Here is a 12659-nt window from a genome sequence, read left to right on the forward strand (position 1 = left end):
CGCTTGATTGACCAATAATAAAAAGACCAGCATAAGCTGGTCTTTTTTTATGAAGAGAATCTGAGGTGATTACTTCATTTGTTGCACTTGTTTTTGAAGCTGGTCAAGTTGCTTCATCTTGCCTTGAAGACCTAGAGACTGGTAGTCAATCGAAGCAGGGTTCATCATCTGACCTTGCTGCATTGGGTAGTCAGGCAGAGTCTGGAAGAATTCGCCAAGTACGTCTTGAATTGGTACGAATAGCCACATGTTGTCTGCCATCCAACGTAGGTACATGCCAGATTCGTGTGGTGCTTTCTCAAATGGGTCAGCACGTAGGTGAATGATCTTCGGCCAGTTAGGAGAGAAACGTACTGCGTCAGTGATGTTACCTTCTAACGTTGCGAAGTGTAGTTTCCAATCATTCCAACGAACCGCATTCAATTCGCCGTTTGCTGTGAAGTAAAGTAGAGACTCACGAGGTGCTTTGTCAGTTTTACCTTCAAAGAATGGCTTGAAGTTGTAGCCATCAATATGTACGCGCCAGTCTTTACCGTTTGCTTTGTAGCCTTTAGCTAACTTTTCTTTCACATCAGGAACACCTGCTGCAGCAAGAAGCGTTGGTAGCCAGTCTTGGTGAGCCATCATTTCGTTGATCTTAGTACCTGGTTCAATTACGCCAGGCCAACGAACAAGTTGAGGAACGCGCATACCGCCTTCCCAAGTTGTGCCTTTTTCACCGTGGAATGGTGTCGCACCGCCATCAGGCCAGCTAACTGTTTCAGCACCGTTATCAGTAGAGTAAATAACAATCGTGTTGTCAGCGATGTTTAGCTCGTCCAGTTTGTCTAGCAGAATACCAACTTGGTCATCGTGCTCTAACATGCCATCTGCATAGATAGAGATACCAGATTTACCTTGATACTTCTCTTGTAGACGAGTCCAAACGTGCATACGTGTGGTGTTGTGCCAGATGAAGAATGGTTTATCAGCTTTCACTGCCTTTTCCATAAACGCCAGAGACGTTTCTAGGAACTCTTCATCAGCATGTTCCATACGCTTACGTGTCATAGGACCAGTATCTTCGATTTTGCCATCAGCGAAAGACTTGATTACACCACGAGGGCCATAGTTCTTGCGGAACTCTGGATCTTTAGGGTAGTAGTAAGTTTCTGGTTCTTCTTCAGCGTTAAGGTGATAAAGGTTCCCAAAAAACTCATCGAAACCGTGGTTAGTTGGCAAGTGTTGGTCTTGGTCACCTAAATGGTTTTTACCAAACTGAGCCGTCATGTAGCCTTGCTCTTTGAGTAGATCAGCGGTGGTTGGAGCCCAGTCTGGTATACCGTGTGTTGAACCAGGCATACCGATCGTTAGTAGACCAGTACGGAAAGGTTCTTGACCGGTAATGAAGGCAGCGCGACCCGCTGTACAAGATTGCTGACCGTAATGGTCAGTGAAAAGTGCACCTTCGTTAGCAATACGGTCGATATTTGGAGTTTGGTACCCCATCATGCCTTGGTTATATGCGCTGATGTTCCAATAACCAACATCGTCACCGAAAATCGCAAGGATATTCGGTTTATCTGCCGCAACTGCAACTGAAGATGTAGCAATAAGCCCAACGCCCATTGCAATCTTACTTAAGTGGTTTGCCATTCTAGACTCCATCGTCTTTTACTCATTGATTTTGCAGTAAACACCCAGTGAGGTGCTTATTTGCCTCGCACTCTATTTGAGGTCAGAGATGGTGTCGTCTTATAAACACTATAAAAAAAAGTTATAACTGGTAAATATTCTTATCTAAATCATAAGGTTGAGTTCCAATGGGGTGGTCACTTACAACTTTAGTGCTATGTGAGATTAATCAAAAAATCTGGCTAATGTTTATTAATCTATTAATAGTGAAAATTGCCTTAGATTTTTGGCGCTTATGAGTGTTTGCGACTATACGTTAATGGGCAGGATGCGACCAACTAACGTAGAGGTTTACATGACAACACACAGAAGGTTTAAGCGGAGCTTAGCAGTTTTGGCTACCGCGTTATTTGGTATATCAGCCAGTGCATATGCAGAAGATAAACCCAACATCTTGGTGATATGGGGAGATGATATCGGTCAGTCCAACGTCAGTGCATATACATTTGGCCTTATGGGATATAAAACGCCTAATATCGATTCTATCGCCAAAGAAGGCATGATGTTCACTGACTACTATGGTGAGCAATCGTGTACTGCTGGCCGTTCTACATTCATTACTGGTCAAAGTGTATTGCGCACAGGTTTAAGTAAAGTGGGGCTACCTGGGGCTGACCTTGGGTTGCAAGCGGAAGATGCAACCATTGCGGAGCTACTAAAGCCTCATGGTTATATGACAGGGCAATTTGGTAAAAACCATCTTGGTGACAAAGATGAGTTTTTGCCTACCAATCATGGCTTTGACGAATTCTTCGGTAACCTTTACCACCTAAATGCTGAAGAAGAACCTGAGAATATCGACTATCCGAAAGATCCCGAATTCCGTAAACAATTTGGACCTCGAGGGGTTATCAAATCTTATGCCGACGGCAAAATTGAAGATACTGGACCTTTAACTCGTAAACGTATGGAAACCGTGGATGACGAGACTCTTTCTGCGGCTCTAGACTTTATGGATCGCGCGGTAGCGGCCAAGAAACCTTTCTTTGTTTGGTGGAACGCGACACGTATGCACTTCCGTACTCACGTGAAAGATGAAAACCTCGGTAAATCAGGTATTAGCTTTTATGCTGATGGGATGATTGAACACGATAACCACGTTGGCGAACTCCTTAAAAAGGTCGATGAATTGGGAATCGAAGACAACACAATTGTCTTTTACTCAACGGATAACGGTCCGCACATGAATACGTGGCCAGATGCCGGTCTTACTCCCTTCCGAGGTGAGAAAAACACAAACTGGGAAGGGGCGTATCGTGTCCCTGCGATGGTGAAATGGCCGGGTAAAATCGAAGCGGGCTCGGTGTCCAACAATATTATGCATCACATGGATTGGTTACCTACGCTGTTAGCAGCGGCTGGTGAGCCTGATGTAAAAGAGAAACTTCTTAAAGGGCACAAAGCTGGTGACAAGACCTTTAAAGTTCACCTTGATGGTTACAACTTCCTCCCTTACTTAACGGGTGAAAGTGAAGAGTCACCGCGTGCTGAGATTTTCTACTTCTCAGATGACGGCGATTTAACCGCGCTACGTTATAACAACTGGAAAGTGGTATTTATGGAGCAGAGGGTAGAAGGTACGTTGCGGATATGGGCCGAACCTTTCGTGACACTTCGCGTGCCAAAAATCTTTAACTTGAGAATGGACCCTTATGAGGTCGCTGATGTTACCTCCAATACATACTATGACTGGATGTTGGACCGTGTTTACTTGTTAGTTCCGGCTCAAGTCTATGTAGGGAAGTTCTTAGAGACCTTTAAAGAGTTCCCGCCAAGGCAAAAAGCAGCAAGCTTTAACTTGGATGAGGTGATGGACAAACTTCAGACCCCGACGAATAAGTAGCTAATTTATGTCTGGAAAGCGCCCTAAGTATTGGGCGCTTTTTTGTGCGTGCTCGTAACGAGAAGTTCTCTGACTGCTAGAGGACGACAGGCAATCGTCATTCGAGTTTGGATTCCTTTTCGCAGATTTTACATAAAGTTATCTGGAAATCATTGGCTGATACAGTAGACTAGTGAGAGATTTGCTGATTAGAACCTTTAGAACAACATGCTGCTAACTGCCTCCCCAACCGCTGAGTTATTTACTCAACACGAATTTCGCTCTCTTGAACTTAATGGCGATAGCCTTGTACTGCACTCGGTGCGCGCCGAGGTTCGAATTCCGTTTAGTGAATGGTCGGGAAAATTAAGTGTTAAGCGAGGGTTAGTGTGGTCATCAGTGTCGGTGTTTGCACACGAAGAGAATGACAAACAAGTGTGTTGGGTTGTTCAGGGGGTGCCTTGGAGAGAAGCGCAGGACTTTGCCAAACATGCAGTGAATTGTTATCAGCAATGGCACCATAAACAATGCGGTTTGCTGAATACCTATCTACCGAAATGGGAAGATGAGTTACGACGCTTGCGTTCTCTGCCACAATTTTTGCCTCAATCACAAATGGTGTCATGGGCGGATGCTGTAAACTCTGAGTTCCTAGAAATCAACATGTCATTGTCTGAAGCGATGCGCACTATGCCAAAGCGAATCAACAACCTTATCCCATGGTTGGATGATACGGCGACAGTATTAGCAGAACGAAACCAAACATGGTTGGAAACTGAGCGTGAGAATTGGCAGGTATTATTCTCGCAATCTGAGTCATCTCCACTTAATTACTCACAACAAATGGCGGTTCTACATAACAACGATCAAAACTTGATCCTTGCCGGAGCAGGTTCAGGTAAAACGAGTGTGCTGATGGCGCGTGTGTCCTATCTGCTGCAAAGTCATCTTGCACAGGCTGACCAGATACTGTTGGTGGCGTTTGGTCGTGACGCTGCTAATGAAATGAAGCAACGTCTTGAGAAAAAGCTGGGGCAAACGGCTGACGCTATTTCGGTGCTGACCTTCCATCAATTAGGACTGAAGATACTCAAAGAAACTGAGAATCAACCACCTCAATTAACGCCATTAGCGACTGAGCAAACACAAAAAACTGCTTGGTGCATTGACTGGCTGAAGAAGCATTGGATGACACCAACCAACTTCAAACGTTGGCAAAAGCACTTATCTAAATGGCCCATTGCCTACTTAAAAGGAGATGAGGAGCTTGGCAGTCAAAGTGAAAACCCTAAGCTCATCGCATGGCTAGAGCAGCAACTAGACCAGTTGATTTCTGCTGGATTATCGAAGAAAGCGATTCAAGAGAAGATCATAGACGAAGAAGAGTATGCGCGGTTTAATAGTGAGCTGGCGCTTTGTTGGCCTTGTTATCAAGCATGGCAAAAGATGCTCAAAGAGAATGAGCAAATTGACTTTACCTCGATGATTACTAAAGCGACTAAACATGTTTCTGCTTCGCGCTTCAAATCGAACTGGAAGTTTGTCATGGTCGACGAGTATCAGGATATTTCCCCTGATCGTTTAGAGTTGGTTCAAGCACTTTGTGAACAAAAGCTTCAAGATGATACCAATGCAACACTCTATGCTGTGGGTGATGACTGGCAGTCCATCTATCAGTTTACTGGATCTGATGTGGATTTGACGACAGGCTTTGAGCAACGATTCCCTAACGCCTCTATCCACTTGTTAGATACGACATATCGTTTTAATGACAAGTTATTGGAAGTGGCATCTGATTTCATTCAAGCCAATCCGACTCAGCTGACTAAAGATATTAAGAGCCACAAATCTGCTAAGCAAAAGGCAGTGATTGTGGAGCAGGGCAGCCGTGTAGAGAAAATTCTCGAGGAACTTAATAGCAAGTCCAAACAAGGCAAATCAGTGTTGCTGTTAGGACGTAACCACTATCATAAACCGGAATTGTTTGGTGATTGGTGTAAGCAGTTTGCAAACTTGTCGTTGGAGTTTATGACCTGTCACTCTAGTAAAGGCAAAGAAGCGGATTACGTTATTGTGGTAGGCGCTGATGAGGGACAATTTCCAGCGAAAAGGAAGTTCGTTCACCTAAATAATGCATTGACCATAGGCACTGATACTTATGAACACGCTGAAGAACGGCGCTTGTTCTATGTTGCATTAACAAGAGCAAAAACCAAAGTGTGGGTGACGTATCAATCCTCACCATCGATATTTGTGCGCGAACTTATGGAGCACGAACAAGTGCTTGTTAAAAAGTAATGGAATACAAAAAGGCCACATTTTGATGTGGCCTTTGTCTTAGTTAGCGTTCCCTAAATCTTAAAGATTGAAATGGCACTGTCCATTTTAGTGGTTTGACTAGACACGTTTTTCACTTCATTTAAGCAGTTACGTGCATTCGACATGTTGTCATTAGAGATCTCATTGAGCTCTGTGATGGATTCGCCTACCTGACCCATTACTATGCCTTGCTCTTCAATCGCCGCAGCAATTTGATCGGAGTTGGTCTGAATTTCGGCCATGTCCTCAGAAATTTGCTGTAGTGCACTATCAAGCTTCGCAGAGGCAGACAATGTTTCTGCTCCTTGAGCGTTGCATTGCTCTATGTCGGTAACCACTGTTGTCATTTGAGCCTGAATTGCACTGACGAGGTTGGTGATTTCTTCCGTTGACTGATGGGTTCGGCTAGCCAAGGCGCGAACTTCATCCGCAACTACAGCGAATCCACGCCCTTGTTCGCCAGCTCGAGCAGCTTCAATAGCGGCGTTTAGTGCCAATAAGTTGGTTTGCTCCGCGATGTCTTGGATAATATGAACTGCTCCGCCAATTTTGCCAACATGCTCGTTCAAGGAACGGATTTCATTGTTACTTTCCGCTAGTACGGAAGAAAGAGACTCGATATTGCCGACAGTGTTTTCAACAAATACGCGGCTGTTCTGAGAGTTGTCCGCTGCTTTGTTGACCACATCAGCGGCGTTGTGAGTAGTTTGTGCAATTTCGTCAATGGTGGTTACCATTTGCTGAACCGCCGTTGCCATTGAGTTAGTGTGGTCACTTTGACTATGGAATTGATGAATCACATTCTCCAATTCATCTTCCATATTAGTACTGCTACTTCTAAGCTCTGAAGACTGTCTCTGTGTGTTACCAACCAATGAAGCAAAGTTATCCAGTAATGAGTTGACGGCTTTACCAATCGAGGCTATCTCATCGTTGCCTTTAACTGACACTCTTTTGGTTAGGTCATTGTGTTCAGCAATATCCGAGATAGTAGATTGCAAGCGGTTTACATTAAGGTTGATTGCTCTAACGATGTAAGTGATGAGAGCGGCAATGACAACAAGTAGTAGAACAGAAATGGTCCATTTTGCGGTCATGATGGTTTGGATTTTGTCATCAAGTACACGGTTTAATTGAGCATTAAAATCCTCAAAATCTGTTTCAATCTTATGAGAGTTGCTGCGAGTTAGCCCAAGCAAACCTTGGTCGTAGGCAAAGCCAATGACTTCACGTTGCTTAAGGACATTTTGACCAACAGTATTAAGAGATGGGTTGTTGGTTGGTTTCACGGTCGCAACATTGCCAAACATAACGTCATCGTGGTACTGCAATAATTCACGAGTGATGTTTCGCTCAAGCTCTTGATGGAATACTTCAAGAAATTGCTTAGACAGACCCTGTGAAAGGTTTAGACCAAGTACAACATAACCATTTACCAGTTTTGTGAAGGCTTGTTCGTAAGCTGCAAGCTCCGCTGATAGTTGATTTGGAAGAGAGACACCTGCGTTGGCAAGGGTGAGTTGAAGTTCATTCTGTTGATTACGGAAATGTTCAGCGTTGACTCTAAACTTTGCTAGGTACTTTTCGTCTTTACGTAATAAAAAATCTTTTTCATTTCTACGCAGATTCAACAAAGTGACTTCAAGTTGACTAAGTTTAGTGAGAGCATTGGTAAGGTTATCTGTAGTCTTCGCAAAGTAGCTACTAGACATTAACATTGAGGTGATAGCCAATACGGATATTGACCCTAAAAGTAGAAGTTGGTGCTTGATCTTCATTATCAACCTTTTCATATTCGCGAGAAAGATATTGCCAGCAATTGGATTGGCAATATGAATATGTGTGCTTAAATATTTCTGAGCGCGGAATGTATCAACTTGTTGATTTCTAGTCACTAATAAAAATTTTTCTAAACTCAAAAATGGAAAGACTACACAAAACTAAGCCGTTTTTTTATTATTTACTATTGTATCGGTAAGCGTACGCCGTTCTTTAGTAATAAATATGTAATGTTACTGCCCTTAATGAACCACAAGAGGTTAACCAGTTGTTAGATTTAGAGTTGTATGATGGAATTATCTTCGATATGGATGGCACGCTGTTGGATACCATGCCAAACCATGTCTTAGCGTGGGAAATGACGGCAACGAAATTCGATTTTCCATTTGATCGCCATTGGCTGCATTCTTTGGGAGGTATGCCAATTGTCAAGATCGCGGGTGAGGTGTCAAAGCGTTATGGTATCGAATTGGATCCGAAACAAGTGTCTATATTTAAGATGAATGCTTTTGCACAATTGCCACTAACCGGTAAGCCAATAGCACACACTTATGAAGTGTTTCAGCAATATAAAGGCACCAAACCCATGTCGATAGGTACAGGGAGCCAACGTGACTCTGCTTTGAAGCTATTGACGCACGCTGGAGTTTTGAATGACTTAGACTGTGTAGTGTCGGCAACCGATGTTGAGAGTCACAAACCTAATCCAGAAACGTTCTTGTTAGCGGCTAAGAATATGGGTGTAGACGCTAAGAAGTGTGTAGTGTTTGAAGACACTCAATTGGGCCTTCAAGCTGCGCATGCTGGTGGAATGGACTGCTATTTGGTTACTGAGTCAGGCTTTGAATTTCATCCGGTACAGTGACCTTTACGATAGAGAGCGAAACAAAAAGAGCACCTTATAGGTGCTCTTTTTGTTTATAGTTTTGATTATTGAATTTCAATCAATTCAACATCAAAAATCAGTACTGCTGACGGAGGGATAGGGCCTGTGCCTTTCTTGCCGTAACCCAATGTACTTGGGATGTACAAGCGATATTTGTCACCTTCAGACATGTGTTGAAGGCCTTCTTGCCATCCTTTGATAACTTGGTTCAGCCCGAAGCTAATTGGTGTACCACGGTCGACTGAACTATCAAACACAGTACCGTCGATAAGCGTGCCGTGATAATGCACTTTAACTTTGCTTTTAGGGCCTGGTTTTTCAGTATTGCCACTAGTTTCAAGCACTTCATATTGTAGGCCGCTCTCAGTAGTAATAATGCCTTCTTTCTTAGCGTTTTCTAGAAGGAATGCTTGGCCTTGCTGAAAGTTCTCCTCACCAGCTTTGCTGTTGGTCCAAGTTCGATAGATCATGAAAGCCGCTAATAGCAGGACAATGAGAGGGATTAAGACTTTAGACACAGTAATTCCTTATTGTTATTTTGTTTTTAGATAGTTGATGGTTTCAGCGATTTCATTAATGTCTTGGTGACCCGCTAGCATCACTTCGTATTTACCATTAACGATAAACGTTGGAACTGCATTAATTTGCGCTTTAGTCGATACGGTTTCTGCAGTTTGAATGTAATTAAACAGCTCTTTTTGTTGCGCTTCGCTTAGGTTGTATGGGCTAACCATGCCACGAGACTCAAAGATTCGATCCAGTTCAACTTTCTTTGCGCTGCCATCCATGTCTGGGTTTTGAACGAGTGCAAATAGCTCGTCTTTCATATCAGCAGGAACGACGTTGTTTTCAGACTGCATAACTGCAGAATAGAACAACATACCAGCGATTTGTGCGCTTTCATTAAACATCACATGGACTTTACCAAGTTTACTGTCAGTCAATGACTCTAACTCAGGAAGCATTGGTTCAAGGTTACGACAGTGACCACAGCCTAGAGAGAATACTTCGGTAACTTGAGGTAAGCGCAGTGTGCTCAGGTTGGTATCAAGTGTGCGGTATTGCTTACCCTCAACGGGTGTTGTATCAGAGTCACTACAAGCAGCAACAACAAGAGCCAAGGCCATCACAGATAAAGTTTTAGTAAGAGTTTTAAACATGTTTAAGCTTCTATATGAAAATAACTCACAGAGTTTAACGTTTATTTAAGTCTGCTTACAAGCAATTCAGCTCGTCAAATCGTTACAAAGCGAAACCTAAATTCCGTTAGTTTTTTTCTGTTTCACTATAAAGTTTCTGTATTAATCGCCGATAGTTAACAGCGTATAAAGGAATAATTGGAGATTGACATGTTTACGTTGAAACAAGCAGGGATGGTATTGGCTGCCTCCTTACTGGTGGGCTGTAGTTCGGTCTCATCGACAACAAGTAAACTGTTTCCAGAAATGCTTCAAACGGCTCCGAAGTCGGAGTTTGATGTGATGCACCCTGAATGGGCGGATGCGCCAAAGATTGCCTCAACCAGCGTTCAAGGACCCTATGGACAAATGCGCACAGAGTCTTGGAATGTTCTTGAGCGCTATTTGGTCAACAATGGTCTCGACTATGAGCTAGTTCCCGGTGACTATGTCATGATCCGCCTAAAGCAAAAAATCCACTTTAATACTGGCTCGGCACATGTAGCCAGCACCTCTGCACAGTGGCTGCAACAACTGGCGAGCTTCTTATCAGGCCAGCAAGGGATTGACGTTGTGATTGGTGGGCATACAGATAATACCGGAACTGTGGCAATCAACGATAAGCTATCTGACAAACGTGCTGAGTCCGTTCGTCAAACTTTGATCAGCCAACAAGTGCCTAGGCAGATGATCTATACGCGTGGTTATGGCGAGAATGTTCCAGAATGCACTAACCAAACACAATATGGTAAGGCCTGTAATAGGCGCGTCGAGTTGACCTTGATAGTAGCGCAGTAGATAGTTTAGATATTAAAAAGCGACGTTGTAACGTCGCTTTTTTTATAGCTAAATCAGATAAATAGATTAACTTAGTCCAATGATATTGCCTTCGTCATCAAGATCAAGGGACATAAAGGCTGGTTTGTCTGGTAATCCTGGCATCGTCATTACATTGCCGCAAAGTGCATAGATAAAACCAGCACCAGCACACAAACGTAATTCACGTATTACAACATCAAAGTCTGTTGGTGCGCCCTTGATACTGCCATCGGTGGTGATAGACAGAGGGGTTTTCGCAAGACATACGGCGAGGTGATTGAAGCCATGTTTTTCATAGAGCTCAAGCTGCTTTTGCGCTTGATAAGACAGAGTGACTCGAGCGGCACCGTAACCACCTTCGCATACTGCCATTAGCTTAGATTCAATTGATTGATCGAGTGTGTAAAGTGGTTTGAAGTTCGCTTCGTTCTCACAGGCCGCTATAACCTGCTGTGCGAGTTCTTTAGTGCCTTCGCCACCTTTTGCGAAACCTTCACTAATTGCTACTCGGCAATCTTGTTCGAGCGCTTCAATCCAAGATTTTAGAAGGTTAAGCTCCTCGTCACTATCTTGAGGGAAGCGGTTGATAGCAACGACTGCTGGTACACCATATTTAGCGACGTTGTTAATATGCCATTTCAAGTTCTCGAACCCAGCTTGGAGGGCGTTCGAATCATTGCCATAGATAGAATCTGGAATCGGCGTACCTGGTTTGAGGTCATAGAGTCCAGAGTTCGCTTTTAAGCCACGAAGTGTCGCCACGATAACCGCACAGTCAGGTTTTTTATCTGTTGCAGAGGCTTTGATATTACAGGCTTTTTCAAAACCCATATCAGAACCAAAACCACCTTCAGTGATCGTATAGCGGCTCAACTTTGTTGCTATGCTATCGGCAATAATCGATGAGTTACCATGAGCGATATTGGCAAAAGGACCCGCATGGATAAGCGTTGGAACCCCTTCAAGAGTCTGCATTAAGGTTGGCTCAATCGCTTCTTTCATACTAACAGCCATAGCACCTGCAACCTGAAGATCTTCGGTGGTAATTGGCTCACCATCTAAAGAGTAAGCCACGACAATGCGGCCGATACGTGAACGCAGATCTTTTAAGTCTTTCGATAGTGCTAAAATCGCCATCAGCTCAGAGGCTGCGGAGATATCAAATCCGTCTTCACGCTCATAACCATTAATGGTTTTGTTCACCTCGTTTTGGCCAACTGTCACCATGCGAAGTGCTCGGTCATTGTGGTCAACTACGCGTTTCCAGACGACATTCTTGATATCAATTTTTAATGCTTTAAGCCCAGTACGAGATTCGAACGCTTCATAACCTTGGCGTTGTTCGTGGTAAATACGAGCGTCAATTGCGGCAGCAGCAAGGTTGTGAGCAGCGGTAACCGCGTGAATATCGCCCGTCAGGTGAAGGTTCAATTCTTCCATCGGTGCAACTTGAGAGTAGCCACCACCTGCAGCGCCACCTTTAACACCGAAAATCGGCCCCATCGACGGTTGACGAATACACGCCATGACCGATTGACCAAGCTTTTTCAGACCTTGTGATAAACCAATTGTGGTCACGGTTTTGCCTTCACCTAGTGGTGTGGGAGTGATGGCAGTGACGACAACAAGCTTGCCATCAATATTGTCTTTGAGTCGGTTTACCGCGTTTAAGGATACTTTTGCCTTGTGAAAACCTTGAGGATGAAACTCAGAGTCGAGTAGTCCAGATTGCTTAGCAATCTCAGAAATAGGGGAAAGAGACGTCGTACGACAGATATCAATATCAGATAGCATTAACGGTCCTTAAAAGCCACAAAATTATTGAGGAAAACGTTTGCGTCAGGATAATACTGGTTAAATATCCTTTGTAAAGTTAAATATTCAGCAACCTGTTCTATTTTTAATCACTCTTTATTTAGTTGATTGTTTTGAAAACAAAAAGAGGCCGAAGCCTCTTTTTTATCGATCCCAGTATGCTTCTTCCAAGCTGTCTTCTCGCTCTGGTAACGAGCGGGTGAGTCGTGGCGAGTGCTGTGTTAGGACTTCGTAACTCACTCGGTTCGCATACTTACAAATTTGTGAAAGAGAAGAGTAGGTTAAGCAAGGTGCAACATGTTTATCTGACTCTGGAACATTCTGGCAATGAAAGTCATTGGCTGTCATGGGCTTTGTTGCCGAATTC

General features: G+C 43.7%; 9 protein-coding genes and 1 pseudogene. 4 read left to right on the forward strand and 6 right to left on the reverse strand.

What is annotated here, in order from left to right; genetic code table 11:
* Window positions 1-69 precede the first annotated feature (69 nt).
* Complete coding sequence (locus HW45_RS09780) at window positions 70-1635, reverse strand: arylsulfatase (RefSeq protein WP_038226674.1); 1566 nt, start codon at window positions 1633-1635, stop codon at window positions 70-72.
* Window positions 1636-1942: 307 nt separating this feature from the next.
* Here HW45_RS09780 and HW45_RS09785 point away from each other — a divergent pair, with 307 nt between their 5' ends.
* Window positions 1943-3517 carry an arylsulfatase gene (locus tag HW45_RS09785; protein ID WP_443083035.1) on the forward strand — a complete coding sequence of 525 codons (1575 nt, stop codon included), beginning with the start codon at window positions 1943-1945 and terminating at the stop codon, window positions 3515-3517.
* Window positions 3518-3724: 207 nt separating this feature from the next.
* Window positions 3725-5794: a DNA helicase IV gene (gene helD, locus HW45_RS09790; protein WP_038226680.1), complete on the forward strand. Its 2070-nt coding sequence runs from the start codon at window positions 3725-3727 to the stop codon at window positions 5792-5794.
* Window positions 5795-5847: 53 nt separating this feature from the next.
* Here the strand turns inward: helD and HW45_RS09795 are convergent, their stop codons facing one another.
* Window positions 5848-7593 (reverse strand): methyl-accepting chemotaxis protein, encoded by a 1746-nt coding sequence (locus HW45_RS09795; protein WP_038226683.1) that lies wholly within the window; start codon window positions 7591-7593, stop codon window positions 5848-5850.
* 269 nt (window positions 7594-7862) lie between these two features.
* Between HW45_RS09795 and HW45_RS09800 the strand changes: the two genes are divergently transcribed.
* Window positions 7863-8459, forward strand: a complete 597-nt coding sequence (locus tag HW45_RS09800) for a beta-phosphoglucomutase family hydrolase (RefSeq protein ID WP_081875786.1) — start codon at window positions 7863-7865, stop codon at window positions 8457-8459.
* 65 nt (window positions 8460-8524) lie between these two features.
* Here HW45_RS09800 and HW45_RS09805 read toward each other — a convergent pair whose 3' ends face one another.
* Window positions 8525-8998, reverse strand: a complete 474-nt coding sequence (locus HW45_RS09805) for an FKBP-type peptidyl-prolyl cis-trans isomerase (protein ID WP_006074753.1) — start codon at window positions 8996-8998, stop codon at window positions 8525-8527.
* A gap of 15 nt (window positions 8999-9013) precedes the next feature.
* Complete coding sequence (locus HW45_RS09810) at window positions 9014-9640, reverse strand: thioredoxin domain-containing protein (RefSeq protein WP_038226686.1); 627 nt, start codon at window positions 9638-9640, stop codon at window positions 9014-9016.
* 189 nt (window positions 9641-9829) lie between these two features.
* Here HW45_RS09810 and HW45_RS09815 point away from each other — a divergent pair, with 189 nt between their 5' ends.
* A complete protein-coding gene (locus HW45_RS09815) occupies window positions 9830-10456 on the forward strand; it encodes an OmpA family protein (RefSeq protein ID WP_081875787.1) in 627 nt (208 codons plus the stop codon).
* 66 nt (window positions 10457-10522) lie between these two features.
* Here HW45_RS09815 and HW45_RS09820 read toward each other — a convergent pair whose 3' ends face one another.
* Both HW45_RS09820 and HW45_RS29975 read right to left on the reverse strand, forming a co-directional pair.
* Window positions 10523-12271 carry a formate--tetrahydrofolate ligase gene (locus HW45_RS09820; RefSeq protein ID WP_038226687.1) on the reverse strand — a complete coding sequence of 583 codons (1749 nt, stop codon included), beginning with the start codon at window positions 12269-12271 and terminating at the stop codon, window positions 10523-10525.
* A 165-nt stretch (window positions 12272-12436) separates the two neighbouring features.
* Window positions 12437-12659: pseudogene (locus HW45_RS29975) on the reverse strand (inosine/guanosine kinase); the annotation flags it as partial.

The organism is Vibrio sp. ER1A, from assembly GCF_000733315.1.
GTDB classification, from domain to species: domain Bacteria; phylum Pseudomonadota; class Gammaproteobacteria; order Enterobacterales; family Vibrionaceae; genus Vibrio; species Vibrio mediterranei.

Excerpts from the sequence above, each read along its gene's own strand:
- HW45_RS09795 (WP_038226683.1), bottom strand. The coding sequence starts at position 7,593 with ATGAAGATCAAGCACCAACTTCTACTTTTAGGGTCAATATCCGTATTG.
- HW45_RS09785 (WP_443083035.1), top strand. The coding sequence starts at position 1,943 with ATGCGACCAACTAACGTAGAGGTTTACATGACAACACACAGAAGGTTT.
- HW45_RS09815 (WP_081875787.1), top strand. The coding sequence starts at position 9,830 with ATGTTTACGTTGAAACAAGCAGGGATGGTATTGGCTGCCTCCTTACTG.
- HW45_RS09810 (WP_038226686.1), bottom strand. The coding sequence starts at position 9,640 with ATGTTTAAAACTCTTACTAAAACTTTATCTGTGATGGCCTTGGCTCTT.
- HW45_RS09780 (WP_038226674.1), bottom strand. The coding sequence starts at position 1,635 with ATGGCAAACCACTTAAGTAAGATTGCAATGGGCGTTGGGCTTATTGCT.
- helD (WP_038226680.1), top strand. The coding sequence starts at position 3,725 with ATGCTGCTAACTGCCTCCCCAACCGCTGAGTTATTTACTCAACACGAA.
- HW45_RS09820 (WP_038226687.1), bottom strand. The coding sequence starts at position 12,271 with ATGCTATCTGATATTGATATCTGTCGTACGACGTCTCTTTCCCCTATT.